This is a genomic window from Bradyrhizobium sp. LCT2, from assembly GCF_009931255.1.
In the GTDB taxonomy this organism is placed as follows: Bacteria; Pseudomonadota; Alphaproteobacteria; order Rhizobiales; family Xanthobacteraceae; genus Bradyrhizobium; species Bradyrhizobium diazoefficiens.
Genome location: NZ_CP034432.1, coordinates 3,756,485 through 3,781,554 on the forward strand (window position 1 = coordinate 3,756,485; position 25,070 = coordinate 3,781,554).

At 65.6% G+C, this 25,070-nt stretch carries 18 protein-coding genes; 14 read left to right on the plus strand and 4 right to left on the minus strand.

Annotation, left to right across the window (positions count from 1 at the left end; translation table 11 throughout):
* The first annotated feature begins 67 nt into the window (after positions 1 to 67).
* Together EI171_RS18045 and EI171_RS18050 are read left to right on the plus strand one after the other, a co-directional pair.
* On the plus strand, positions 68 to 655 hold the full coding sequence (locus tag EI171_RS18045) for a hypothetical protein (RefSeq protein ID WP_011088603.1): 588 nt from the start codon (positions 68 to 70) through the stop codon (positions 653 to 655).
* 62 nt (positions 656 to 717) lie between these two features.
* Entirely contained in the window at positions 718 to 1,317 is a 600-nt protein-coding gene (locus tag EI171_RS18050; protein ID WP_161534318.1) for a YdcF family protein, read from the plus strand.
* A gap of 71 nt (positions 1,318 to 1,388) precedes the next feature.
* Here EI171_RS18050 and EI171_RS18055 read toward each other — a convergent pair whose 3' ends face one another.
* Positions 1,389 to 2,732 carry a PLP-dependent aminotransferase family protein gene (locus EI171_RS18055; RefSeq protein ID WP_161534319.1) on the minus strand — a complete coding sequence of 448 codons (1,344 nt, stop codon included), beginning with the start codon at positions 2,730 to 2,732 and terminating at the stop codon, positions 1,389 to 1,391.
* A gap of 183 nt (positions 2,733 to 2,915) precedes the next feature.
* On the opposite strand from EI171_RS18055, the gene EI171_RS18060 reads away from it, so the two are divergent.
* Entirely contained in the window at positions 2,916 to 3,152 is a 237-nt protein-coding gene (locus EI171_RS18060) for a DUF1127 domain-containing protein (protein WP_161534320.1), read from the plus strand.
* Between the two features lie 957 nt (positions 3,153 to 4,109).
* Here EI171_RS18060 and EI171_RS18065 read toward each other — a convergent pair.
* Together EI171_RS18065 and EI171_RS18070 are read right to left on the minus strand one after the other, a co-directional pair.
* A complete protein-coding gene (locus tag EI171_RS18065) occupies positions 4,110 to 4,535 on the minus strand; it encodes a universal stress protein (RefSeq protein WP_011088599.1) in 426 nt (141 codons plus the stop codon).
* Between the two features lie 65 nt (positions 4,536 to 4,600).
* Positions 4,601 to 5,137 (minus strand): histidine phosphatase family protein, encoded by a 537-nt coding sequence (locus EI171_RS18070; RefSeq protein ID WP_028173270.1) that lies wholly within the window; start codon positions 5,135 to 5,137, stop codon positions 4,601 to 4,603.
* Positions 5,138 to 5,332: 195 nt separating this feature from the next.
* Between EI171_RS18070 and EI171_RS18075 the strand changes: the two genes are divergently transcribed.
* From EI171_RS18075 to EI171_RS18115, 9 genes are all read left to right on the plus strand, one after another.
* Positions 5,333 to 6,790, plus strand: coding sequence for an FAD-binding oxidoreductase (locus EI171_RS18075; RefSeq protein ID WP_161534321.1), 1,458 nt, complete (start codon positions 5,333 to 5,335; stop codon positions 6,788 to 6,790).
* 83 nt (positions 6,791 to 6,873) lie between these two features.
* Positions 6,874 to 7,386, plus strand: a complete 513-nt coding sequence (msrB, locus tag EI171_RS18080) for a peptide-methionine (R)-S-oxide reductase MsrB (RefSeq protein WP_038967753.1) — start codon at positions 6,874 to 6,876, stop codon at positions 7,384 to 7,386.
* Positions 7,387 to 7,656: 270 nt separating this feature from the next.
* On the plus strand, positions 7,657 to 9,921 hold the full coding sequence (locus tag EI171_RS18085) for a flagellar hook-basal body complex protein (protein ID WP_011088595.1): 2,265 nt from the start codon (positions 7,657 to 7,659) through the stop codon (positions 9,919 to 9,921).
* 34 nt (positions 9,922 to 9,955) lie between these two features.
* Positions 9,956 to 11,839, plus strand: coding sequence for a flagellar hook-associated protein FlgK (flgK, locus tag EI171_RS18090; RefSeq protein WP_060908213.1), 1,884 nt, complete (start codon positions 9,956 to 9,958; stop codon positions 11,837 to 11,839).
* A gap of 21 nt (positions 11,840 to 11,860) precedes the next feature.
* The gene (locus EI171_RS18095; protein ID WP_161534322.1) at positions 11,861 to 13,744 is read left to right on the plus strand and encodes a flagellar protein; all 1,884 of its coding nucleotides are present in this window, start codon (positions 11,861 to 11,863) and stop codon (positions 13,742 to 13,744) included.
* Positions 13,745 to 13,815: 71 nt separating this feature from the next.
* On the plus strand, positions 13,816 to 14,598 hold the full coding sequence (locus EI171_RS18100) for a hypothetical protein (protein WP_161534323.1): 783 nt from the start codon (positions 13,816 to 13,818) through the stop codon (positions 14,596 to 14,598).
* Entirely contained in the window at positions 14,588 to 16,231 is a 1,644-nt protein-coding gene (locus EI171_RS18105; RefSeq protein ID WP_161534324.1) for a hypothetical protein, read from the plus strand. Before EI171_RS18100 ends, EI171_RS18105 begins: the two co-directional genes overlap by 11 nt.
* A gap of 1 nt (position 16,232) precedes the next feature.
* Positions 16,233 to 17,486 (plus strand): RimK family alpha-L-glutamate ligase, encoded by a 1,254-nt coding sequence (locus EI171_RS18110; protein ID WP_028173277.1) that lies wholly within the window; start codon positions 16,233 to 16,235, stop codon positions 17,484 to 17,486.
* A complete protein-coding gene (locus EI171_RS18115) occupies positions 17,483 to 18,982 on the plus strand; it encodes an aspartate aminotransferase family protein (protein ID WP_161534325.1) in 1,500 nt (499 codons plus the stop codon). The genes EI171_RS18110 and EI171_RS18115 overlap by 4 nt, the downstream gene beginning before the upstream one ends.
* 103 nt (positions 18,983 to 19,085) lie before the next feature.
* Here EI171_RS18115 and flbT read toward each other — a convergent pair whose 3' ends face one another.
* Positions 19,086 to 19,526 (minus strand): flagellar biosynthesis repressor FlbT, encoded by a 441-nt coding sequence (gene flbT / locus EI171_RS18120; RefSeq protein ID WP_011088588.1) that lies wholly within the window; start codon positions 19,524 to 19,526, stop codon positions 19,086 to 19,088.
* A gap of 321 nt (positions 19,527 to 19,847) precedes the next feature.
* Here flbT and EI171_RS18125 point away from each other — a divergent pair, with 321 nt between their 5' ends.
* Complete coding sequence (locus EI171_RS18125; RefSeq protein WP_011088587.1) at positions 19,848 to 22,121, plus strand: DUF1522 domain-containing protein; 2,274 nt, start codon at positions 19,848 to 19,850, stop codon at positions 22,119 to 22,121.
* Between the two features lie 357 nt (positions 22,122 to 22,478).
* On the plus strand, positions 22,479 to 24,752 hold the full coding sequence (locus tag EI171_RS18130) for a DUF1522 domain-containing protein (RefSeq protein ID WP_161534326.1): 2,274 nt from the start codon (positions 22,479 to 22,481) through the stop codon (positions 24,750 to 24,752).
* Positions 24,753 to 25,070: the final 318 nt, after the last annotated feature.

The window sequence follows — 25,070 nt, forward strand, 5'->3', positions numbered from 1 at the left end:
GCGACCGCGCAAGCGGGTCGCAGACCGGATTGCGCGGTCGGGATTGCAGACGGGATCGATTGTCGAGATGCGGGTTTCGGACGCGCAGGGCGCCCCAGGCGCGAGCTATGCCTACAAGGCGTCGCTGATCGGTTCGGCGCATCGTTTCGAGCTGACCGACGCGGGGCTGTCCTGGCACATCGGCGGCCGTTCCGGCCTGTGGCGCTACGACGAGATCAGCGCAATCCGGTTGTCGTTCCGCCCGGTGTCGATGCAGCAGCATCGCTTTCGCGCCGATGTCAGCCGCAGCGGTGGCGGCCGCATCGCGATCCTGTCGACGAGCTGGCAGACTGCGGCGCTGATGGCGCCGCAGGACAATGGCTTTCGCGACTTCATCGTCGAGCTCCATGCGCGGATGGCGAAAGCAGGCAGCCGCGCGGTGCTGACGGCAGGCCTCGGCCGCAACACCTATGCCGCGGTGCTGGCGTTCATGGCGGTGCTGACGGTGGCGATGACTGGGCTCCTGATCCGCGCGCTCATGATCGACGCCTTCGCCGGCGCGTTGTTCATCCTCGGCTTTGCCGCGCTGTTCGCCTGGCAGGTCGGCGGCTTCGTGCGGCGCAACCAGCCGCAGAGCTACAGCTTCGATCGCGTGCCGAAGGCCTTGTTGCCTTAGCTGCAATGGGCCGCAATCAAACGTGACTTCGCGCCCCGGTACCGGTGTCGCATCGTGCGGCCATGTCAGCGATGGATTGCAGCACGCGCCGGCCTGCGGCGGATGAGATCGCCAGGATCAACCGCACGCATCTGATCGACACGCCGCTCCGGCCGGCCGACCTCTTGTTCATGTTCGGCACCCGCGAGGACATCGCACTCCGCGCCGACACCGCCGCAAGGCTGTGGCGCGAGGGCTTGTTCCGCTGGTCGATTGTCAGCGGCGGCGTGACGCCGGGCTCGGAGCAATCCGAGTGCACCATCATCAAGGCGGCGATGGTCGCGGCGGGCATTGCGGCGGACCGGATCCTCGAGGAGCATGGCGCGACGAATACCGGCGAGAACGTGATCTTCTCGCTGCCGGTCATCGACGCGGCGCTTGGGCTGCAAAATATCCGCAGCGTGATCTGCCTCGGCAACACCTGGACCGCGCGTCGCTACCCGATGACGCTGCACCGGCACTGGCCCGAGGTCGAGAAGATGCTGCTCACCGTCGACAGCTTTGCGACGCCGCGCGCGCTCTGGCACACCGATGTCGAATTTCGCCGTCGCGTCCTGCATGAATGGGACAAGATCGAGCCGTACAAGGCGAGGGGCTTTATCGCGGAATGGCCGGAGGGCTGACGGGCAAGATTCTAGTTTTGACGCGTTTTCTTTACGCGAACCGGTATCCACTTCGCTCGAAAACGCTCAGGTTATTCCGTCGAGTCAAAGTCCTCTTCCTTGGTGCCGAGCAGCGAGACGAGCGTGCGCAGGCCTGAATCGAGCTGCTCGAACGTGGGCGGGGCGAGCGCGAGACGCACCGCATTCGGCGCGTGACCATGCGCGATTGCAAAAGTCGAGGACGGCGTCAGCGCGATGCCGCGCCTGGCGGCTGCGGCAACGAAGGTCTGCGAACGCCAGTGCGGCGGTAGCGTGAGCCAGAGATGATAGGAGCGCGGGTCGGCGGCGAACTGGTAGCCGGCCAGCAGCCTGGCCGCGGTCTGCTGGCGGCGCGCGGCGTCGATGCGCTTCAGGCGCGTCAGCTCGGCGACGGTGCCGTCGGCCATCAGCCGCTGCCCCGATGCGAGCGCATGGCCGGAGGCGATCCAGCCGCCGGTGCGGACCGCGCTCATCACGCTCTCGCGCAGACGCGGCGGGGTGACGAGGATGCCGAGCGCAAGGCCCGGCGCGACCTTCTTCGACAGGCTGTCGATCACGATGCAGCGGTCCGGCCCGAGCGCGGCCAGCGGCGTGTCGTCGGCGAGGAAGCCGTAGACGGCGTCCTCGATGATGGTCAGATCGAGCTTCTCGGCGACGCGCATGATGTCGGCGCGCCGCGTCGCGTTCATGGTGACGCCGAGCGGGTTCTGGATGATGGGCTGGAGATAGAGCGCCGACAGGTGCGCCTCGCGATGCGCCTTCTGGATGGCGTCGGGCCGCGCGCCATGCTCGTCCATCGAAATCGGGACCAGCGTCACACCTAACCGCGCCGCGATGCTCTTGACGTAAGGGTAGGTGAGCGCCTCGACGCCGCAGCGGCCGCCGGTGGGGACGAGCGCCGTGAGCGCGGCCGCGAGCGACTGCTTGCCGTTGGCGGTGAAGACGATCTGCTCGGCCTGCGGCGCAAAGTCCTTGCGCCCGAGATAGGCGGCCGCCGCATTGCGCGCGCTCTTGGTGCCGGTGCTGGTCGAGACGCGCAGCGCGGATTCCAGCGCGTCGACGCGCTCGAGCCCCGCAAGGCTCTTGGCGATCATGGCCCATTGCTGCGGCAATAACGGATAATTGACCTCGAAGTCGATCCGCGCGTCGCGCGGCTCGCTCAGCGCCTCGACTTCGCGCCTGATGTCGCCGGAGATGAAGGTGCCGCGGCCGACTTCGCCGACCACGAGGCCGCGGCGGAGCAATTCCGTATAAACCCGGCTCGCGGTCGAGACCGCAATGCCACGGTCATAGGCAAAATTGCGCTGCGGAGGCAGCCGGTCGCCGGGCCTTAACGTGCCATTAGAGATATCCGAGGCAATGGCATCGGCAAGCTTCACATACTCGAACTTGGACATTATTGCACCGAGAGCAATGTTTTCCTTGCTCCGAGCAATGTACTGGAGCATTTAAGTTCCATCAAGGTCCGCGTTGAGCCGAGGAGAGCGAGAGCAATCCTATGGCAAATGAGGTGCAGGCGCTCCAGCGTCTGCGCCAACGGCGCCCGCTTCGCCGCGTGGACAATAGGCCGGAGAAGAAAAATGACCACGATCTCGCAAACTGCCGGGCGGAGTTTACGCCCATCCTCGTCGAGCGGATTTTTCCGCGCTCTCGCCAGCGCCATCCATGCGCTGTTCGACCGCCTGGAGCGCCGCTCCGCCGTCAAGACGCTGAGCGAACTCGACGATCACGCCCTGCGCGACATCGGGATCACGCGCAGCCAGATCGAGGACGCGGTCTACGGGCAGTTCAAAGCCGAGATGACGCGGTATCTGTAAGGTTTTTGTCACAACGCCCGGCAGGGTCGGGGTGTGGTGACGTACAATACCTCCGCATCGTCGTTGCGATGCCACCGGGTCCGCGCGACGCGCGGCCCGATGACAGGCTCCGCGAAGCAGTCCAGAATCTTTCTGCGGTTGCAGTTTTATCTCCGTCATCCTGAGGCGCGAACTGCGCAGTGCATCTGCACTGCGCAGCGAGCCTCGAAGGATGAACGGCCGAGATGCAGCCGGGCCGTCGCCCTTCGAGGCTCGCCGAAGAGGCGAGCACCTCAGGGTGACGGTGATGGGTAAGCGCTCGCCGCAGCATTCGATCTCTGTCAGACACACCCCCGCATCCTCGCGGCCTGTTTCGCCCGAGCTTTGCTTCGTCGCGTCACGCCCAACGAAAGAGGGCGCAGGGAAGACCGGGAGCCGGCTGGCTCCCATTGACCGCCATGCGAGAAGCGGATTGCGCTACGATGCACAGCGGGAAACAGGGCAACCGGAGACATCCCGGCCTTCCCTGCGCAGTGGTTGGAACGGCTTATGTCGTGCTCTCCCCGGGGAGCGATGCACTATTGCCCCCGTCGCCTTGCGGATGGCGGACGCGCGCGGTCCGGTCGGGCCGCACACATCACCGCAAGACTTGGCGCACAGACCCCGGGCGCCAGGACGACACGATTTGGCCGTACGCCGATCACACCGGTCGTGCGCGCGACGTCCTCGCTCACGGTTGCCCGCCCTGCGAAACCCTTCGCGCCGATGCAACTAGCGTCCACCGCCGCCCGGCCCGCGTTCGTGACGATCGCGATACGCCCCTCTTCCTTGGGCCGGAGTGAGCGCACTATCCGCCAATTCCGAATTTCGGTAAAGTGGAATATTTTGGGCGGCGGGAATTGACCTGCCGTTTGGGTGTTTTGCCCGACGGGCAACGCAAGGGCTTGTAGCCCGGAACAACAGGCTACGGAGCAGCCCTCAGTGCCTGACCACCAGCACCGAGCACTTCGCGTAGCGCACCACGTGCCCGGCATTGGAGCCGAGGAAATAGGTGCGCATCGCCGGCCGGTGCGAGGTCATCACGATCAGATCGGCCTTCATGTGCACGGCTTCCTCCAGAATCTCGTGGTAGATGCCGCCCTGGCGGACCACGCTGGAGATGTGGGAGGCCTCGATGCCGGATTCGCGCGCGACGATGGCGAGCGCTTCCTCCGAGGTCTGGCGCTGCTGTTCGTCGAAATCGGCCGGCACGTATTCTGCCAGCATCACCGGCGTCATCGGCAGCACGTTGAGCAGGCGCACCGTGCCGCTCCAGGTCTGCGACAGCGTTGCCGCGGTCGCGATCGCCGGCTTGGCGAGATCGGTGTCGGCGAGGTCGATGGGCACGAGGATGGACTTGAACATCTGCGCCTCCAAATCTTCCAGTCAGCTCTCGATCAGCTGCATCAACCGGTCGAGACCCGCGGGTCTCATCCCGATCGAAGCAGCTTGGGGCTGACGAACAGCACCAGCTTGCCGCGGCGGTAGGCCACGTCCCCCCAATCCTTGACGTCAAAGTCGAAGATCGCAAGCCCCGCGGTGGGCAGGTTGTGGGTGAGCGCCTTGGCGCCGGCCGGATCGCCGCCGCCCATCAGCATCAAGGCGATCTCGTGCATGCCGGGATTGTGGCCGACCAGCAGCAGCCGCTTCGGGTTGCCCGGGTTGGTTGCAGTGCGAATGGATTTTAGGATCTGCGCGGGATCGGCGCCGTAGAGTTCCGGCAGGACCTCGACCTCAGGCGCGGGGACGCGGCCCTTCATCGTCGCCCAGGCGATGTCCCAGGTCTGCCGGGCGCGGACGGCATGCGACACCAGCACGGTATCGGGGAAGGGGGGATGGGAGGCGATCCAGTCGCCGATTTCGGCGGCATCCCTGTGGCCGCGGTCGTCGAGCCGGCGATCCTGGTCACGGCCGCTCGGCGCGTCAGTCTCGGTCTTGGCGTGACGCAGCAGCATCAAACGGCGCATGGCACTCTCGAATCGTTGCACGTCCAGAATAATCTACAGGCGCCGGTTGAGGACAAGGTGACAAGCGCCCGATCGGTCCTTTAAAGCGCGATGAGATTTGGACAACCCCTCATCGCGCTTTAAATTTCTGTTCTGAGCATGATCTTTTCGGAAAACCGCTGCACACTTTTCCGGATCATGCTCTAAGAAAACGATATGAGCGAGACTTTCACAAGCGTGTCCCAGGAAGAAGCCGGCTTTCGCGAGCGCGCGCGGCTGTCGTTCGATCTCGATGCCGATATCTGCGTGATCGGGGCAGGGCTTGCCGGGCTCTCCATTGCACTGGAGGCGGCCCGGCTCGGGGCCAGTGTCGCGGTGCTCGAGGGGCGCCATATCGGCTGGAACGCCTCCGGCAACCAGCTCGGCACCGTGATGCCGGGCTTTGCGCTGCCGCTCACCGACCTGATCGAGCGCATCGGCTTCGAGGACGCGCGCGAATTGTGGACGCTGTCGAAGGAGGGCGCCGAGTTCGTCCGCGCCAACGCCACCGAAGAGAACATGCCGGGGATCGCCCCGAGCGACGGCGTGCTCGAGGTCTCCAACGTCGATACCGGCGACCGGTTGATCAGCCGGTTGCAGATGCTGAATGAGGATTTCGACACCGAGGTCGAGGGCTGGCAGGTCGATCGCGTCCGCGACGTGCTCAAGACCGATCGCTACTTCCACGGCGTGTACTATCCCAAGGCGTTTCAAGTCGACGGCCGCAAATACGTGCATGGTCTTGCGGCGCTGGCGCGGCGGGCCGGCGCCCGCATCTTCGAGGATACGCCGGTGGTCAGCATCGACCATTCCGGCATCCGTAAGCGGATCGTCACGCCGTCGGCGCGGCTGCGCGCGACGCACATCGTGCTCGCCGGCAACATCCATCTCGGCGCGCCCTTGAGGCGCCTGTCGGAGACGCTGCTGCCGGTCTGGCGCTATGCCGGCATCACCGCGCCACTCGGCGAGCGCGTGCACGAGATCATCGCCTTCAAGGGATCGGTGATGGATTCCGACGGCGTCGATCATTTCCGTATCGTCGACGGCGACCGGCTGATGTGGGAGAGCCCGGAGACCACCTGGGCCGCACGGCCGCAGCGCTTTGCAGGCGGCGTCAGGCGGCGGATCCGGTCGATCTTCCCCCAGTTCGGCAATGTCGAGATCGCCGATATGTTCGGCGGCGCGACCGGCCAGACCGTGCACGGCATGCCGCAGATCGGCCAGTTGCGCAAAGGCCTGTGGGTGGCGAGCGGGTTCGGCCGCCAGGGCATGAACACCTCGGCCATGGCCGGGCAGATGATCGCGCGCAGCATCCTGTGGGGCGACGAGCGCTGGCGGCTGTTTTCGCCGTTCGAGCTGGTCTGGGCGGGCGGTGCGACCGGACGGGTCGCGGGTCAATTGGTCGGGATCTGGGGCAGGGCGAGCTCCGCCGCCGCAGGCACGCTCGCCCGCTACCGCGAGCGGGCGCGGGTCAAGGACAGGGAACGCGAGGCGCGGCTGGCCGAAGCCAACCGGGCTGCCGGCACCGGTCCGCGCCGTCCGCCGCCGGGTGTACGGCCGCGGCCGGCCCCGCCGCCGAAACCCGCGACCGAAGCCTTGGAACCGGCCTCGCACGACGACAGCGTCTCGCAATAAGTTGAGAAAAATCGCGCCTGGACGTGTAACGTCGGCCGCTAGAACCCGTATCTCAGGGCGTGGACTCGCGCACGGAGAATGAGATGTTTGACCGCCGCATCCTGCTAACGACTGTCGCCGGCCTGTTCGGCCTTTCCGCCTTCCGCTGGCTGAGAGGGACACCTGCCGAGGCCGGCGAGAAGGCCGCGGAAACGTTCGAGATCACGAAGACCGAGGCCGAATGGCGTGCCCAGCTCACGCCGCAGCAATACGAGATTTTGCGCAATCACGGCACCGAGCGGCCCGGCTCGAGCCCGCTGCTCAAGGAGCACCGCAAGGGCGTTTTCGCCTGCGCCGGCTGCGACCTGCCGCTGTTTGCGTCCGACACCAAGTTCGAGAGCGGCACCGGTTGGCCGAGCTTCTATCAGCCGATCGAGGGCAATGTCGGCAAGACGGAGGATCGGACCTACGGCATGCTCCGCACCGAGGTGCATTGCCGGCGCTGCGGCGGCCATCTCGGCCACGTCTTCGACGACGGTCCGAAGCCGACTGGATTGCGCTACTGCATCGACGGTTTCGGGCTGGTTTTCCACCCGGCCGCCGCGTCCGCCACGTAGCTCTCGCTGGAGTCATTCCGGAGCGATGCGTGAGCATCGAATCCGGAATCTCGAGATTCCGGGTTCGGTCCTGCGGACCCCCCTGGAATGACCCGATGCCCCGGCAATTGTTGCCGGCCCGGCAATTGTGCCCCGGTCATCCGACCGGGGTCCATTCATTTAAGTCATTGATTTCATAGAAATACCCGCCTTGGCATAGCCCTTGCGACTGTCTCTCCCGACTGCGGCCCTGGTCGACCGGCCGCCGAGATCGGATTTGGAGACAAAGTTATGGGTATCTTCGATGCAATGAACACCTCGGTGGGTGGTCTGCAGGCGCAGTCCTACGCGCTTCAGAACATTTCCGGCAACATCGCGAACTCATCCACCACCGGTTACAAGGGCATCGGGACCAGCTTCGTCGACCTCATCCCGGACGCCTCGGTGCCGAGCAAGCAGGTCGCGGGCGGTGTGACGGCCAACGCGAAAGCGACCATCACCACCCAGGGCACGATCTCGTCCTCCTCCGTCGCGACCAACATGGCGATCACCGGCGACGGCTTCTTCTCGATCCAGAAGGCGACCAGCGTCGTCGACAACTTGCCGCAGTTCGGCGGCGTCACCTACTACACCCGCCGCGGCGACTTCCAGCTCAATTCCAACGGCAATCTGGTCAACGGCGCCGGCTACTACCTGATGGGCGTCACGGTCGACCCGAAGACCGGCAACCCTCAGGGCAACGTGGCGACGGTCCTGAAATTCCAGAACAACTTCATTCCGGCGCAGGCGACCACTTCGATCCAGTACGCGGCGAACCTGCCGACCCAGCCGAACACGGCTGCGAGCTCGACCGCAGCCAGCAAGACGCTGCTGGCGGCTGGCGGCCTGAACCCGTCGGACTTCCAGGCCAACCCGCTGCCGGTGGGCACGCCGCCCGCGCCCTATACCAGCGCGACGGTGTCCGGTGCAGCCGCCACCGGCAACATCCGCTCGGCCTATTCGTCGACGACGGGGACGGGCACGGTTCCGCTCCAGAACAACTCGTCCGCAGTGGCTTCGACCTCCACGTCCCTTGACAACACCGTGGGCACGCATCTCGCCTCCAGCATTCTCACCGCGCTGAGCGGCCAGGTCCTGACGATCAACGGCAGCAACACGATCACCTTCAACGGTGGTACCACCGTCTCGACGGTCGGCAACAACACCACGATCGGTCTCGGCGCAGGCACGACGGCCACGGTGGCCAGCATCCTGAACGCGATCCAGACCGCCGGCGGCGCCGGCGTTACGGCCTCGCTCTCCGCCAGCGGCAACATCCAGATCTCGACCGGCACCGGCACCGACGTGTCGATCGGCAGCGGCACGGCAGCCACGGCCCTCGGCATCAGCAGCGTGACGCGCGGCGGCAACGTGCTGTCCTCGCCCGCGCTCACCGGCGCCACGGTGCTGAGCGGCAGCGCGACCGCCGGCGGCGCCGAGGTGCTCTCGTCCGGCTTTTCGGCAGGCCCGCCCGCCGACACCATCACCGTCAACGGCCAGACGCTGACTTTCATGGCCTCGGGTGCCTCCGGTCCGAACCAGATCAACATCACCGACAACATCACGACCCTGCTCGGCAAGATCGACGCGCTCTCCGGCGCCTCGGGGTCTTCGATCAGCCCCGGCGGCGTGATCACGCTGAACACCGGCACCGTTTCCAACCTGTCGGTGTCCAGCTCCAACAGTGCGGCTTTCGCCGCGCTCGGCTTCACCTCGACCATCACCAAGAACCGCGACGGTGGCGGCACCGCCGGCACCGGCGGCGTGATCGGCAACGACATCGCGACCTTCACCAAGGAATCGATCAGCGGCGGTGCGGTCACCGCCTACAACGCCGCGGGCACGCCGGTGAACCTGCAATTGCGCTGGGCCAAGACCGACAGCGCGTCGCTGGGCACGGGTCATTCCGATACCTGGAACCTGTTCTACCAGACCGATCCGAATGCGACCGGCACGACGGTCGGCTGGGTCAACACCGGGCAGGCCTTCACCTTCGCCGCCGACGGCTCGCTGACCTCGCCGAGCGGTTCGGGCATCACCATCAACAATGTCAGCGTCGGCGGACAGGCGCTCGGCTCGGTCGCCTTCAACATCTCCTCGGGCGGGCTGACGCAGTATGCCAGCACCAGCGGCGCGGTGACCATCAACACCATCACCCAGAACGGCTACGCCGCGGGCCAGCTCCGCTCGGTTGCCGTCAACAACAACGGCCTCGTGGTCGGAACCTTCTCCAACGGCCAGAACCTCGACCTCGCGCAGGTATCGCTGTCGCACTTCAACGGCACCAATTACCTGAAGGCGCTCGACGGCGGCGCCTATGCCGCGACCGAACAGTCGGGACCGGCGATCGACGGCGCATCGGGCACCATTAGCGGCTCGTCGCTGGAAGGCTCCAACACGGACATCGCCGACGAATTCACCAAGCTGATCGTGACCCAGCAGGCCTATTCGGCCAACACCAAGGTGATCACGACCGCGAATTCGATGGTGCAGGACCTCCTGAACGTATTGCGCTGATCGGCGCGTGACGTAACCAAAGGCGGCAGTACACATGGGTTTGAGTTCAGCCCTCGCCAGTGCGATGAGCGGTCTGCGTGCCAACCAGGCCGCGCTCTCGATCGTCTCCTCGAACGTTGCCAACTCGCAGACGCCAGGTTACGTCGTCCAGACGCCGAACCAGATCGAGGTCACCACCGGCGACTTCGGCTCGACGGCGATGACGACCGGCGTCAGTCGGGAGCTCGACAGCTACGTGCTGAACCAGCTGCGCACCGAGACCGGCGGCAGCGGTTACGCCGACCAGATGGCCAACATCCTGAAGCAGCTTCAGAGTGTCTATGGCACGCCCGGCAACAGCGGCACGCTCGAAACCGCGCTGAACAAGTTCACCACCGCGCTGCAGGCGCTGTCGACCAGCGCGGGTGCGTCGTCGGCGCAGACCGTTGCGCTGGGCGCGGCGCAGGCGCTGGCGCAGCAGCTCAACGTCACCACCAAGGGCATTCAGTCGCTGCGCTCCAACGTCGAGCAGGACCTCGGCACCTCGGCGCAGCAGGCCAACGCGTCGATGCAGCAGATCGCCGACATCAACACCAAGCTCCAGGGCCTGTCGGCAAACGACCCCTCGGCTGCGACGCTGATGGACCAGCGCGACCAGGCCATCAACACGCTGTCGAAATATGTCGACGTCCGCGTCACCACCGACGGCTCGAACCAGGCCAACATCTACACCACGACAGGCATCCAGCTCGTCGGCGCCGGGCTCGCCTCGCAATTCACTTTTGCGTCTGCCGGCGCGCTGTCGGCGACCTCGCTCTACAACATGGATCCGGCCAAGTCCGGCGTCGGCGCGCTCAACATCAGGCTTCCGAACGGCTCGCAGGTCGACGTCGTTGCCAACAACGTGGTTTCCTCGGGCCAGATCGCGGCCGACCTCAAGCTGCGCGACCAGACGCTGGTGCAGGCGCAGAACCAGATCGACCAGCTCGCCGCCACGATGTCGAGCGCGCTGTCCGACAAGACCACGGCCGGCAGCACCGTCTCCGGCCCGCCGGCCGGGTTCGACATGGACCTTGCCGGGGCGGCGCCGGGCAACACGGTCAACATCACCTACACGGACACGACGACCAACACGCAGCGCCAGGTCACGCTCGTCAACGTGACCGACCCGGCGGCGCTGCCGCTTCAGAATGCGACCAACGCCAATCCGATGCGGATCGGCGTCAACTTCTCCGGCGGCATGGGCGCGATCGCCTCGGCGCTCAACACCGCGCTGTCAGGCTCGCACCTGTCGTTCTCCGCCGCCCCGTCGCCGGCAACCGCCACGACGCTGCGGGTGACCGACGACAACACCGGCCTCGCCAAGGTCAACTCGTCCTCGATCAGCAAGACGATCTCGTCGTTGACATCGGGCAACCCGCAACTGGCGGTTTTCACCGACGGCGGACAGGCGCTCTACACCGGCGCGATCACCGCATCGGGCTCGCAGATGACCGGCCTTGCCGGACGCATCGCCGTGAACACGCAGCTGGTCAGCGATCCCACGCGGCTGTCGGTCTACAACACCTCGCCGGTGACGCCCGCGGGCGACACCACGCGTTCGGACTATCTTTATTCGCAGCTCACCAACGCGGTGTTCTCCTATTCGCCGACGACCGGCCTCGGCTCGGCCAACCAGCCCTTCACCGGCAGCGTTTCGAACTACCTCCAGCAGTTCCTGAGCATCCAGGGCAACGCCGCGACCCAGGCGACCCAGCTCCAGCAGGGCCAGAGCGTCGTGGTCTCGACGCTGCAGGCGAAATTCAACTCGACCTCCAGCGTCAACCTGGACTCGGAGATGTCGAACCTGATCCAGCTCCAGAATGCCTATGCCGCCAACGCTCACGTGATGTCGGTGGTGCAGAGCATGATGAACACGTTGATCCAGGCTCAAGTGTAACAAGTAACAGGGCTCTGAAACATGTCGATCAGCAGCATCAACTACTCCTCGTCGGTTCTCGGCTCGCAGATCCGCAACATCAATCAGCAGCTCACCGACCTGTCGACGCAGCTCTCGACCGGCAAGCTGTCGCAGAACTATTCCGGCATGGGCACCAACGAGGGCTTTGCGATCGCCGGGCGCGCGCAGATCTCCAATATCGCCGCCTATACCGACACCATCACCAACGTCAACGTCAGCATCAACCTCGCCAATACCGCGCTGCAGTCGCTGACCAAGATCCGCAGCACGGTGCAGACGGGCTCCGCCAACACCGCGCAGGATCTCAACGTCAACGGCCAGACGGTCGCGCAGAACACCGCTGCCGCCCAGTTCGGCTCGATGGTCGGCGTTCTCAACACGCAGACGGGCAACCGCTATCTGTTCTCCGGAACCGCCGTCAACACGCAGTCGGTCGCGGATGCCGGCGACATCATCAACGGGACCACGACGCAGGCGGGTCTCAAGGCCGTCATGGCGGAGCGCCAGGCCGCCGATCTCGGCGCCAACGGCATGGGCCGGCTGGTGCAGACGCAGCCGACGCCAAGCTCGGTGCAGGTGTCGGAGGACGTCGCGGGATCGCCGTTCGGGCTCAAGATCAAGGCGGTCTCCTCGACGTTGACGGGCGCGACCGTCACCGGCCCGAGCGGCTCGCCGGTGTCGTTCTCCGTCGATCTCAACGGAACCAATCCCAGCAACGGCGACAAGCTGAGCGTCCAGTTCACGCTGCCTGATGGTACGACCGAGCAGATCGACCTGACGGCGTCGACGGCGACGCCGACGCCGCTCGGCAGCTTTGCGATCGATGCAAGCGTCCCGGTTAACCCGAACAATACCGCGGCGAACCTCAACACCGCGCTGAACACCGCGATCAAGAAACTTGCCAACACCTCGCTTGTGGCAGCGTCGGCCGTGACCGCCGGCGACAATTTCTTCAACACGGCCAGCTCTGCGATCGGTACTCCGAAGAGCAACCAGGCGGCTCCGCCCGCACCGATCAGTGGGGCGACGGCGCTGTCCGGCACGAGCCCCTCGGACTCGATCTCGCCGGGCTTCGTCGCCGGCGACACCATCACCGTCAACGGGACCACGCTCACTTTCGTCAGCTCGGGTGCGACCGGCAACCAGCTCAATGTCGGCGACAGCATCCAGACCCTGATGAGCAAGATCGACCAGATCACGGGGACTTCGAAGCCCTCGACGATCCACGGCGGTTCGATCACGATCAACACGGACGATGCGGCGAGCCTGAACATCACGAGCTCGAATACCGGGGCGCTGGGTTCGATCGGTTTCAGCGCGACGCCGGAGACCGCGACGCAGCCGCCGCTGCGCGTCGGCTCCTCGCCAGCGAGCTCGGCGACGACGCTGGTGAATGGCTCGGCCACTACGGTGAAATGGTATCTCGGCAATGACGGGCCCGGTTCGCCGCGCTCCACCGCGATGGCGCGGGTCGACGATTCCGTCACGGTGCAATATGGCGCGCAGGCCGACGAGGATGCGATCCGGCGGCAGTTGCAGGCGATCGCCGTGTTCGGGACGTTCTCGACCTCGCCGACCGGGCAGTATTCGGGCGGGCAGGTCTCGGCGCTGAGCCTGCGGGTGACGCAGGCGCTGACCCAGCAGCCGGGCCAGCAGCGTATCGAGGACATCCAGACCGACATCGCGATGGCCCAGAACACGATGAAGGACGCGAGCACGCGCCAGACCCAGGCCAAGGCGCAGCTCCAGACCATCATCGACCAGGCGGAATCGGCCCCGCCGGACCAGGTCGCGAGCGAGATTCTGGCGCTCCAGAACGCGCTCCAGGCCTCCTACCAGGTGACCTCGAAGCTGGCGCAGCTCTCGCTCGTCAAGTTCCTGTAGGGATGCGTTAAGGCGCCGTTAACCATGCCTGTTTACCTCTTGGTGAGGATTGGAGCGGGGCGGGGCTTTCGATGTCGGACAAGATGCAGCTGGTGGTGGCAACGCCTTGCTTCGGCGGGCAGGTGTCGAGCATCTATGCGAGCTCGATCTTCGCGCTCCAGCGCGCCGTGCACGGCATGTCCAATCTCGAGTTCAAGGTGCTGCTCCGCGACGGCGACGCCCTGATCACGCGCGCGCGGGCCAACCTGGCCGCGATGTTCCTGGACGATCCCAAGGCGACGCATTTCCTGTTCATCGATGCCGATATCGGCTTCAAGCCGGAGCAGGTGTTCCGGCTGATCGAATGCGGCGCCGACGTCGTCGCGGGCTGCTATCCGATCAAGCGGGTCAACTGGGACAAGGCGAAACGCGCGGTCGAGGCGGGCCGCGCCGACGTGCCGGCGGCTTCGCTCGACTACGTGCTCGAGATCGAGGACCCCGACCGCATCGTCGTGGTCAACGGCTTCACCCGCGTGCGCTATGCCGGCACCGGCTTCCTGATGATCCGGCGCCACGTGCTGGAGGCGATGTGCCGCCATCCGAATCACGCCGGCCTGCAATTCTTCCGCGAGCACTCGCACGATACGCTGGCGGCGAGCCAGAACCGGTTCGCGCTGTTCGAATGCATGATCGATCCGGCCACCGGCACCTATCTCTCCGAGGACTTCGCCTTCTGCAAGCGCTGGACCGATATCGGCGGCGAGATCTGGGCCGACATCCAGAGCTCGCTCGACCATGTTGGGCCATCGGTGTTCCACGGCGACATTGCCTCGCAATTCGCGCCGGCGCCCGCGGCGGCGGCCGATGCGGCGTGAGCCTCTCGGGATGAGCGTCGGCGCATCCCGTCTGGCAGACCTGGAGCGAGCGTCCGACGGCGGCTCGCGCTACCGCTTGCGCGATCTGTTCACGCCGCTCGACACGCTGCTGGTTTGCGGCGGAGATCCGCGCCTGACGCTCGATCCGAAGGACCGCGTCAACGCCTATGGCTGCGCGGCCTCTCCGGAGCCGGAGATCTGGAATTTCGCCTCCTCGACCGCGTCGGTGATCTCGCAATCGGCCTATGACCGCGCTGCGCTGGCGCGCGAAGAGCTGATGCACAAGTGCCTGTTCGACGAGGTCGAGGTCGCCTTCGATGCGCGCTGCGAGGACATGCGCGAAGAGCTGCGCGGACACCTCCAGGTCTCGCCGCGCGTCGACGTCGTGTTCTCGCCGTCCGGCACCGACTCCCAGCTCCACGCCCTGTTTCTGGCACGCGCGGTGCTCGGCGCCTCGCCGGTGACGATCGTGGTCGGCACGGATCAGACCGGAAGCGGGACGCCCCATACCGCACGCGGGCACCATTTCAGCACGATGACGGCGAGCGGCTTTTCGGTCCGCAAGGACGGTGCGGTGGCGGGGCTCGCCGGCGACAGCGTCGCGGTGCCGCTGCTCGACACGGCGCCCGGCATTGCGATGCGCCCGGATGCGGATGAAGCGGTGCTGCGCGCGGTCGAGACCAGCCTCGCGCAAGGTCGGCGCGTTCTGTTGCAGATCATGGATTCTTCAAAACTCGGCTGGCGCGCGCCGAGCGTGGCCTGCCTCGACGAGATTGCGCGACGCTGGCCCGGCAAGGTCCAAATCGTCGTCGATGCCTGTCAGGCGCGGCTCGGCCGCCGCCGGCTGCGCTCCTATCTCGACCGCGGCTACATGGTGCTGATGACGGGCTCGAAATTCTTCGGCGGCCCCGCCTTCAGCGGCGCGCTGCTGGTGCCGAAAGGCCTGTCGCGCTCGCTCGGCCGGATCGGCGAGATCGCGCCGGGCTTCTTCGATTATGCCGGCCGCAGCGACTGGCCGAAGGCCTGGACGGGGCTGCGCTCGCGCTTCGAGCGCCGGCCGAATTTCGGTCAATGGCTGCGCTGGGAGGCGGCGCTCAGCGAGATCGGCAGCTACTATGCCGTGCCCGGCGCATTCCGCGCCAAGGCGCTGGCCGAGCTCGCGGCCGGCATCGACAGCATGATTGCGCTGTCCCCGTCGCTTCGGGCCGTTCCGGCCGCGATCGGGATGTCCGGGACGGACGACGAGGAATTCGCGCAAGCCACGATCTTTCCGTTCACGCTGCTGCGCGACGGCAAGCCGGTCTCCATCGCCGAGACCGGCGCCGTGCATCGCGCCCTGGCGCGTGACATGAACGGCGACATCGACGGCAGTGCGGCGGATCGGCAGGTTGCCGCGCAACGCTTCCTCGTCGGCCAGCCAGTACGGTTTGACCAGCCGGACGGCAAGCCGCAGGCCGCGCTGCGGCTGTGCGTCGGCGCGCGGCTCGTCACCGAAGCCTGGTCCGCGGACGCCGCGCAAGCGCAACGCAATTTGCAGCATATCCTCGATCGCATCGCCCACGTTGTGGTGAAGATCGAGCTGCTGCTTGACAGTGCCGCGGCTGCGCCGGGAAAGCCTGTGTTCGAGGTCTAAGATGTTGCATCCTGTTTCAGCGCCGAACGGCGCGACGGCGCCGGACTATTCCGACCGCATCGGCTTTGCGCAGTTGACGCGCCGGGCCTTCGAGGGCGGCGATCTGCATCCGTTGCGCGAGCGGCTTCTGGCGCGGATCGCGGAAGGGACGGCGGAGGCGGGCGAAGGCCTGGATCTGTCGTTGATCGCCCAGCTCCTCGGCGAGAAGGAGGCCGGGCTCGTGATCCAGACCGAGGTGCTCGCCTTCCACCAATTGTTTCGTACGCCTTGCGCGGTTGCGAAGCCCCGCCTGCGCGTGCTCGCGCTGGCGGCCGATATCGACATGGGTGGCAACACGCCGATCGAGTTTCTGCTCGAAGGCTCCGATATCGAGTTGTTGACGCTCTACGTGGTCAAAGGCGTCGGCCTGCCGGAGACATTGCCTGATCACGACGTCGCCATCGTGGTCGCATCCGATTCCGAGGAATGCCGGGAGGCGCTCGCCGTCATCGAACGGGCCGCGCCGCACTGGCCGCGGCCGTTGCTCAATCGCCCCGAGCTCATCGGCAATCTCGATCGCGACAAGCTGTACCGGCTGTTGGCGGGCATCCCCCGTCTCGACATTCCCGCGACCGTCCATGTGACGCGCGCGCAATTGTCGGATATTTCGGAAGGGAAGATCGCCTGCAAGGACATCGTGAGCGAACTGCACTTTCCGATGATCGTGCGGCCGCGCGGCACGCATGCCGGTGTCGGGCTCGCGAAGATCGACGATGCTGCGGCGCTCGCGGCCTATCTCTCTGATCGGCAGGAGCAGGACTTCTTCGTCGCGCGCTTCGTCAACTACGCGAGCCCCGACGGGCTTTACCGCAAATACCGTCTTACCATGGTCGACGGCAAACCCTACGCCTGCCACATGGCGATCGCCGACCGCTGGGACATCTGGTATCTCAACGCCTACATGGCGTTCAGTGAAGAGAAGCGAGCTGAAGAAGCCGCCTTCATGCTCGAGTTCGATCATGCATTTGCCGCGCGTCATCGCAACGCGCTCGACGAGATGAGCCGGCGCGTCGGCCTCGACTATTTCATCGTCGATTGCGCCGAGAATCAGGACGGCGAGCTGCTGGTGTTCGAGGCCGACAACACCGCCGTCGTGCACAACATGGATCCGCCGGCCGTGTTTCCATACAAGCCGCCGCAGATGCGCAAGATCTTTGCCGCGTTCACAGCAATGCTGTCGCGGCACGCAGGGGCCGGCGAGGAGAGTGCAGCATGAACGAGATCGTCCGCAAGACGCAAGCCCCCGCCACTGACACCTCGCTCGATCCGCAGGACTGGAGCGCGTTTCGTGCGCTCGCTCATCGCATGCTGGACGAGACGATCGACGGCATCGCCAACATTCGTGCGCGTCCGGTGTGGCAGCCGATCCCCGATGACGCCCGCGCGGCATTCAAGGCCGACGTGCCACGCGAGGCAAGCGATCTCGCCGATGTCTATCGCGAATTCGTCGAGCATGTCGCGCCCTATGCGACCGGCAACGTCCACCCCGGCTTCATGGGCTGGGTGCATGGCGGGGGCACTGCGGTCGGCATGCTCGCGGAAATGCTCGCCGCTGGCCTCAACGCCAATCTCGGCGGCCGCGACCACATGCCCATCGAGGTCGAGCGCCAGATCGTCGACTGGATGCGCCGCCTGTTCGCCTTCCCGGAGAGTGCGAGCGGCATCTTCGTCACGGGCACGTCGATGGCCAATCTGATGGCGGTGCTGGTGGCGCGTACCAGCGCACTCGGCACGCTGGTGCGGCAGTACGGCATCGGCAATGACGGCGCGCTGCTCACCGCCTACACGTCGCGTGCCGCGCATGGCTGTATTTCGCGGGCGATGGACATTGCCGGTCTCGGCACCGATGCGCTGCGCAAGATCGACGTCGATGCCGATCATCGCATCGATGTCGCCGCGCTGCGTGCGCAGATCGCCGTCGATCGCGAGGTTGGCTTCAAGCCGTTCCTCGTCGTCGCCTCCGCAGGCACGGTCGATATCGGCGCGATCGACGACCTCAAGGCCGTCGCGGAGCTGTGCCGCGAGGAAGGAATCTGGTTTCACGTCGACGGCGCGTTCGGTGCGCTCGCGATCCTGGCGCCCGAGCTCGCGCCGCTGCTCGGCGGCATCGAGCTTGCGGATTCCATTGCGCTCGATTTCCACAAATGGGGACAGGTGCCCTACGACGCCGGCTTCCTGCTGGTGCGCGACGGCGAGCAGCACCGGCAGGCCTTTGCGCAGCCGGCGGCCTATCTGAGCCGCGAGGCGAGGGGGCTTGCGGCGGGCACGGTCTGGCCCTGCGATCTCGGCCCCGATCTGTCGCGCGGCTTCCGCGCGCTGAAGACCTGGTTCACGCTGAAGACGTTCGGCACCGACCGGCTGGGCACGGTGATCGCGCGAAGCTGCGCACTGGCAAAATATCTGGAAGCGCGCGTGCTGGCCGAGCCGCGGCTGGAGTTGCTGGCGCCGGTGAACCTCAACATCGTCTGCTTCCGTTACCGCGCCAATGATACGGTCAATCGCGAGATCGTCGCTGATGTCCAGGAAGCCGGCATCGCTGCGCCATCGAGCACCACGCTGGACGGCAAGTTCGCGATCCGCGCCGCGATCGTCAATCACCGCACCGACGAGACGGACATCGATGCGCTGATTGCGGCGGTGCTGGATTTCGGCGCACGGCGGGTTGGCGAGGGAGTGATCGAGGTCGAGGCGCCGCCGCTCGCGGCGCAGTAGCATCGATGCATGGCCGAAACGACAACGGCCCCGGAGGCGATCCGGGGCCGTTGTCGTTGGGCAGCGTTGTCGTTCGCGCGGCTCGGCCGCGTGAACGCCGTGATCAGGCGGCGGTGCTGACGTCGTCCTTGTCCGCTTCCGCCTTGGGATGCGTGGCCTCGTACTGGCCTCGCAGCTTCTCCTCATAGGCGATCAGCTTGCGGGCATCCTTCAGCGCCCGGTAGAGGTCGCCGTTCAGGATGTTGTTGTTGATGGCTTCGATGATCGGCCAGGAACTCGGCACCGCGGTGACGATGTCCCGCACGAGGTTGAAATAGGTGCCGTGCTGGGTCTGCGGATCCGGCGAGATATACATGAGCTGGACGGCCAGATAGACAAGCTTGGCGGGCGTGTTTGCAGTTTCCGGGGTGAGGATGTCGCGCTCGCGCAGGATCGGCACGTTCTCGCCGTCGATCAGGAGGCGGGCGCGCTGGTCCGTATTAGTGATCACCGAGTTGCCGACGATGATGCGTTCGTGCGGTTTGAGCTCGACCTTGAGAGCCATGCCTGTTCTCCATCAACGCTTTCGTAACCGAGCGCTCGTTGCGGCTTATCAGGGCGTGATTCTCGCTCGGAATTAGTTAACGAGCTGTAAATCTCCCGCATCTGCGCGAAAAAACTCAATCTTCCCAACGCCATGTCCGTGCGGCGGCGCGGCGACGTGCGGGGCTTCCCCCGGCCGAATCACGCGGCGTTCGGCAAAAGCACGGGTTTCATTTCATGTTTCGTTAGAGGTCTCGACGCCAGGGTCCGCCGGTCGCTGGGTCAATCTCGATCCAAGCAGACGCGTAACAGTAGCGTCGTTTACCAGAAGGGTAACAGAGTCATGTCAGGCATCGTCCTCTCCGCGTCGGTTCGTCAGAACCTCCTCTCCCTCCAGTCCACCGCCGACCTCCTCGCCACCACGCAGAACCGTCTGTCGACCGGCAAGAGCGTCAACTCGGCCCTGGACAATCCCACCAACTTCTTCACCGCCCAGTCGCTCGACAACCGCGCCAGCGACATCAACAATCTGCTCGATGGCATCGCCAACGGCGTGCAGGTGCTGCAGGCTGCCAACACTGGTATCACCTCGCTGCAGAAGCTGATCGACTCCGCGAAGTCGATCGCCAACCAGGCGCTGCAGACCACGGTCGGCTACTCCACCAAGTCCAACGTCTCCGCCACCATCTCGGGTGCGACCGCGGCCGACCTGCGCGGCACGACGAGCTTCGCCAGCGCGACCGCGAGCAGCAACGTGGTGTTCAGCGGCGCGGCCGGCGGCACCACCGCGGCGAGCGGCACGACGACGCTCGGCGCCACCATCGGCTCCTTTGCAAGCACCGGCGCAACGGCCGGTGACGGCACCACGGCGCTGACCGGCGCCATCACCCTGATCGCCACCAACGGCACGACCGCAACCGGCCTGGCCGGCAACGCCCAGCCTGCCGACGGCGACACGCTGACCGTGAACGGCAAGACCATCACGTTCCGCAGCGGCGCGGCTCCGGCGTCGACCGCCGTTCCGTCCGGTTCGGGCGTCAGCGGCAACCTCGTCACCGATGGCAACGGCAACACCACCGTCTATCTCGCCTCCGCGACGGTCAACGATCTCTTGTCCGCGATCGATCTGGCCAGCGGCGTGAAGACGGTATCCATCAGCTCCGGCGCTGCGACGATCGCCGTGAGCGCCAGCCAGCCAGGTGCTGCGGTCTCGACCGCCGCCGCCGGCGCCGTCACGCTGAAGAGCTCGACGGGTGCGGATCTGAGCGTCACCGGCAAGGCTGACCTGCTCAAGGCTCTCGGCCTGACCACGGCCGTGGGCGGCGGCAACGCCACCGTGAACGTCAACCGGACCACGAGCGCGGCCTCGCTGGGCGCGACCATCGCGGACGGTTCGACGCTGAACGTCGACGGTCACGTCATCACCTTCAAGAACGCGCCGATCCCGGGCTCGACCGGTGCGCCGAGCGTTCCGACCGGTTATGGTGCGAGCGGCAACGTCCTCACCGACGGCAACGGCAACTCGACGGTCTATCTGCAGGCCGGCACGGTCAACGATGTGCTGAAGGCGATCGACCTTGCCACCGGCGTGCAGACCGCGACGATCAACGCCAACGGCACCGCGACGCTTGCGACCGCCACCGGCCAGACCAACTCGTCGATCAACGCCTCGGGCCAGCTCAAGCTTTCGACCGGCGTCAATGCCGACCTGTCGGTCACCGGCACCGGCAACGCGCTGAACGTGCTTGGTCTCGCCGGCAACACCGGCACCTCGACCGCCTTCACCGCGGCGCGCACCTCCGGCGTCGGCGGCATCACCGGCAAGACCTTGACCTTCGCCTCCTTCAACGGCGGCACGGCGGTCAACGTCACCTTCGGCGATGGCACCAACGGCACGGTCAAGACGCTCGATCAGCTCAACACCAAGCTTCAGGCCAACAACCTGACGGCGACGATCGACGCCAACGGCCTGCTGACGGTCTCGACCACCAACGACTACGCGTCCTCGACCATCGGATCGAGCGCCGCGGGTGGTGCGATCGGCGGCACGCTGACCACGTCGCTGACGTTCTCGACGGCTTCCAGCCCCGTCCAGGACACGGTTGCCCAGACCTCGCGTGCCAACCTGGTGTCTCAGTACAACAACATCCTGAACCAGATCGACACCACCTCGCAGGACTCCTCGTTCAACGGCGTCAACCTGTTGAACGGCGACCAGCTCAAGCTGGTGTTCGACGAGACCGGCAAGTCGAACCTGAGCATCACCGGCGTGACCTACAACTCCAAGGGTCTGGGTCTCGCCGCGCTGACCAGCGGTGTCGACTTCATCGACAACGCCGCGACCAACAAGGTGCTGTCGAATCTGAACGCCGCGTCGAGCACGCTGCGCTCGGAAGCCTCGAGCCTCGGCTCGAACCTCTCGGTGGTGCAGGTTCGTCAGGACTTCAACAAGAGCCTGATCAACGTGCTGCAGACCGGTTCGTCCAACCTGACGCTGGCCGACACCAACACGGAAGCGGCCAACAGCCAGGCGCTGTCGACTCGCCAGTCGATCGCGGTCTCCGCGCTGTCGCTGGCCAACCAGTCGCAGCAGAGCGTGCTGCAGCTGCTCCGCTAACAGGCGGCAGACATCGCAAGCAAGATCCGGCGGCGGGGCTTCGGCCCCGCCGCTTTCTTTTGTGCCGGCATCAGACTGCCGCTCGGCTGATGAAGGCGATGCATTCCGGTACAGCGAATTGCTCACTCTGAGTTATGGTTGACAAGTGGCAAACGCTTCATCGGTGTATCAAAAAGCATCATCCGATCATGACGATACGGCGAAGCCAGATGCTGCGTCGATCGCTCATATGGTGAATCCAGGGAAGGACTCCCGCGACACGCTTCATGCTTTGTTAGCCCTGGACGTTCACCTTCCCGGACATCGATTAATCCTAATCGAAGTTTGTTGCGTTGCGTACCAGAAGGGTAACACTCAATGTCCGGTATCGTTCTCTCTTCCTCGGTTCGTCAGAACCTTCTTTCTCTCCAGTCCACCGCCGACCTCCTCGCCACCACGCAGAGCCGTCTGTCGACCGGCAAGAGCGTCAACTCGGCCCTGGACAATCCCACCAACTTCTTCACCGCCCAGTCGCTCGACAACCGCGCCAGCGACATCAACAATTTGCTCGACGGCATCGCCAACGGCGTGCAGGTGCTGCAGGCCGCCAACACCGGCATCACCTCGCTGCAGAAGCTGATCGACAGCGCGAAGTCGATCGCCAACCAGGCGCTGCAGACCACGGTCGGCTACTCCACCAAGTCCAACGTCTCCACCACCATCTCGGGTGCGACCGCCGCTGATCTGCGCGGCACGACGAGCTTCGCCAGCGCGACCGCGAGCAGCAACGTGGTGTATAGCGGCGCGGCCGGCGGCACCACGGCGGCGAGCGGCACCACGACGCTCGGCGCGTCCATCGGCTCCTTTGCAAGCACTGGCGCAACGGCCGGTGACGGCACCACGGCGCTGACCGGCGCCATCACCCTGATCGCCACCAACGGCACGACCGCAACCGGCCTGGCCGGCAACGCCCAGCCTGCCGACGGCGACACGCTGACCGTGAACGGCAAGACCATCACGTTCCGCAGCGGCGCGGCTCCGGCGTCGACCGCCGTTCCGTCCGGTTCGGGCGTCAGCGGCAACCTCGTCACCGACGGCAACGGCAACACCACCGTCTATCTCGCCTCCGCGACGGTCAACGATCTCTTGTCCGCGATCGATCTGGCCAGCGGCGTGAAGACGGTATCCATCAGCTCCGGCGCTGCGACGATCGCCGTGAGCGCCAGCCAGCCAGGTGCTGCGGTCTCGACCGCCGCCGCCGGCGCCGTCACGCTGAAGAGCTCGACGGGTGCGGATCTGAGCGTCACCGGCAAGGCTGACCTGCTCAAGGCTCTCGGCCTGACCACGGCCGTGGGCGGCGGCAACGCCACCGTGAACGTCAACCGGACCACGAGCGCGGCCTCGCTGGGCGCGACCATCGCGGACGGTTCGACGCTGAACGTCGACGGTCACGTCATCACCTTCAAGAACGCGCCGATCCCGGGCTCGACCGGTGCGCCGAGCGTTCCGACCGGTTATGGTGCGAGCGGCAACGTCCTCACCGACGGCAACGGCAACTCGACGGTCTATCTGCAGGCCGGCACGGTCAACGATGTGCTGAAGGCGATCGACCTTGCCACCGGCGTGCAGACCGCGACGATCAACGCCAACGGCACCGCGACGCTTGCGACCGCCACCGGCCAGACCAACTCGTCGATCAACGCCTCGGGCCAGCTCAAGCTTTCGACCGGCGTCAATGCCGACCTGTCGGTCACCGGCACCGGCAACGCGCTGAACGTGCTTGGTCTCGCCGGCAACACCGGCACCTCGACCGCCTTCACCGCGGCGCGCACCTCCGGCGTCGGCGGCATCACCGGCAAGACCTTGACCTTCGCCTCCTTCAACGGCGGCACGGCGGTCAACGTCACCTTCGGCGATGGCACCAACGGCACGGTCAAGACGCTCGATCAGCTCAACACCAAGCTTCAGGCCAACAACCTGACGGCGACGATCGACGCCAACGGCCTGCTGACGGTCTCGACCACCAACGACTACGCGTCCTCGACCATCGGATCGAGCGCCGCGGGTGGTGCGATCGGCGGCACGCTGACCACGGCTCTGACCTTCTCGACGGCTTCCAGCCCCGTTCAGGACTCGGTTGCGCAGACCTCGCGTGCGAGTCTCGTCAACCAGTACAACAACATCCTGAACCAGATCGACTCGACCTCGCAGGACTCCTCGTTCAACGGCGTCAACCTGTTGAACGGCGACCAGCTCAAGCTGGTGTTCGACGAGACCGGCAAGTCGAACCTGAGCATCACCGGCGTGACCTACAACTCCAAGGGTCTGGGCCTCGCCGCGCTGACCGGCGGTGTCGACTTCATCGACAACGCCGCCACCAACAAGGTGCTGACCAACCTGAACGCCGCATCGAGCACGCTGCGCTCGGAAGCCTCGAGCCTTGGTTCGAACCTGACGATTGTGCAGGTTCGTCAGGACTTCAACAAGAACCTGATCAACGTGCTGCAGACCGGCTCGTCCAACCTGACGCTGGCCGACACCAACGTCGAGGCGGCCAACAGCCAGGCGCTGTCGACCCGCCAGTCGATCGCGGTCTCCGCGCTGTCGCTGGCCAACCAGTCGCAGCAGAGCGTGCTCCAGCTGCTCCGCTAACAGGCGGCAGACATCGCAAGCAAGATCCGGCGGCGGGGCTTCGGCCCCGCCGTTTTTTCGTTTATCGCTCGAGGTTTTGAGAGGGCAGGCGACACTCTGAAAAGTAACCAGCGGTTATGGTTAATGGAGCGTAAGCGCAAAGAATTGCCAATGATTTCAGGCTGATTGCCATCTCACTCCGCGCTTCCCACCCGCTTATGGTGAACCGGCGCTTATGCGGGCGATGTTCGTTTCACCCTTTGTTAGCCATGTCGCGGCACGCTGGCCCCGTCACTCGATCCGAAGCGATCGAACGAAGACGCGTAAGCCAGAAGGGTA

Bases quoted from the DNA above. Each gene is read 5' to 3' on its own strand.
- EI171_RS18045 (WP_011088603.1), top strand. From the start codon at position 68: ATGCGGGTTTCGGACGCGCAGGGCGCCCCAGGCGCGAGCTATGCCTAC.
- EI171_RS18050 (WP_161534318.1), top strand. From the start codon at position 718: ATGTCAGCGATGGATTGCAGCACGCGCCGGCCTGCGGCGGATGAGATC.
- EI171_RS18055 (WP_161534319.1), bottom strand. From the start codon at position 2,732: ATGTCCAAGTTCGAGTATGTGAAGCTTGCCGATGCCATTGCCTCGGAT.
- EI171_RS18060 (WP_161534320.1), top strand. From the start codon at position 2,916: ATGACCACGATCTCGCAAACTGCCGGGCGGAGTTTACGCCCATCCTCG.
- EI171_RS18065 (WP_011088599.1), bottom strand. From the start codon at position 4,535: ATGTTCAAGTCCATCCTCGTGCCCATCGACCTCGCCGACACCGATCTC.
- EI171_RS18070 (WP_028173270.1), bottom strand. From the start codon at position 5,137: ATGCGCCGTTTGATGCTGCTGCGTCACGCCAAGACCGAGACTGACGCG.
- EI171_RS18075 (WP_161534321.1), top strand. From the start codon at position 5,333: ATGAGCGAGACTTTCACAAGCGTGTCCCAGGAAGAAGCCGGCTTTCGC.
- msrB (WP_038967753.1), top strand. From the start codon at position 6,874: ATGTTTGACCGCCGCATCCTGCTAACGACTGTCGCCGGCCTGTTCGGC.
- EI171_RS18085 (WP_011088595.1), top strand. From the start codon at position 7,657: ATGGGTATCTTCGATGCAATGAACACCTCGGTGGGTGGTCTGCAGGCG.
- flgK (WP_060908213.1), top strand. From the start codon at position 9,956: ATGGGTTTGAGTTCAGCCCTCGCCAGTGCGATGAGCGGTCTGCGTGCC.
- EI171_RS18095 (WP_161534322.1), top strand. From the start codon at position 11,861: ATGTCGATCAGCAGCATCAACTACTCCTCGTCGGTTCTCGGCTCGCAG.
- EI171_RS18100 (WP_161534323.1), top strand. From the start codon at position 13,816: ATGTCGGACAAGATGCAGCTGGTGGTGGCAACGCCTTGCTTCGGCGGG.
- EI171_RS18105 (WP_161534324.1), top strand. From the start codon at position 14,588: ATGCGGCGTGAGCCTCTCGGGATGAGCGTCGGCGCATCCCGTCTGGCA.
- EI171_RS18110 (WP_028173277.1), top strand. From the start codon at position 16,233: ATGTTGCATCCTGTTTCAGCGCCGAACGGCGCGACGGCGCCGGACTAT.
- EI171_RS18115 (WP_161534325.1), top strand. From the start codon at position 17,483: ATGAACGAGATCGTCCGCAAGACGCAAGCCCCCGCCACTGACACCTCG.
- flbT (WP_011088588.1), bottom strand. From the start codon at position 19,526: ATGGCTCTCAAGGTCGAGCTCAAACCGCACGAACGCATCATCGTCGGC.
- EI171_RS18125 (WP_011088587.1), top strand. From the start codon at position 19,848: ATGTCAGGCATCGTCCTCTCCGCGTCGGTTCGTCAGAACCTCCTCTCC.
- EI171_RS18130 (WP_161534326.1), top strand. From the start codon at position 22,479: ATGTCCGGTATCGTTCTCTCTTCCTCGGTTCGTCAGAACCTTCTTTCT.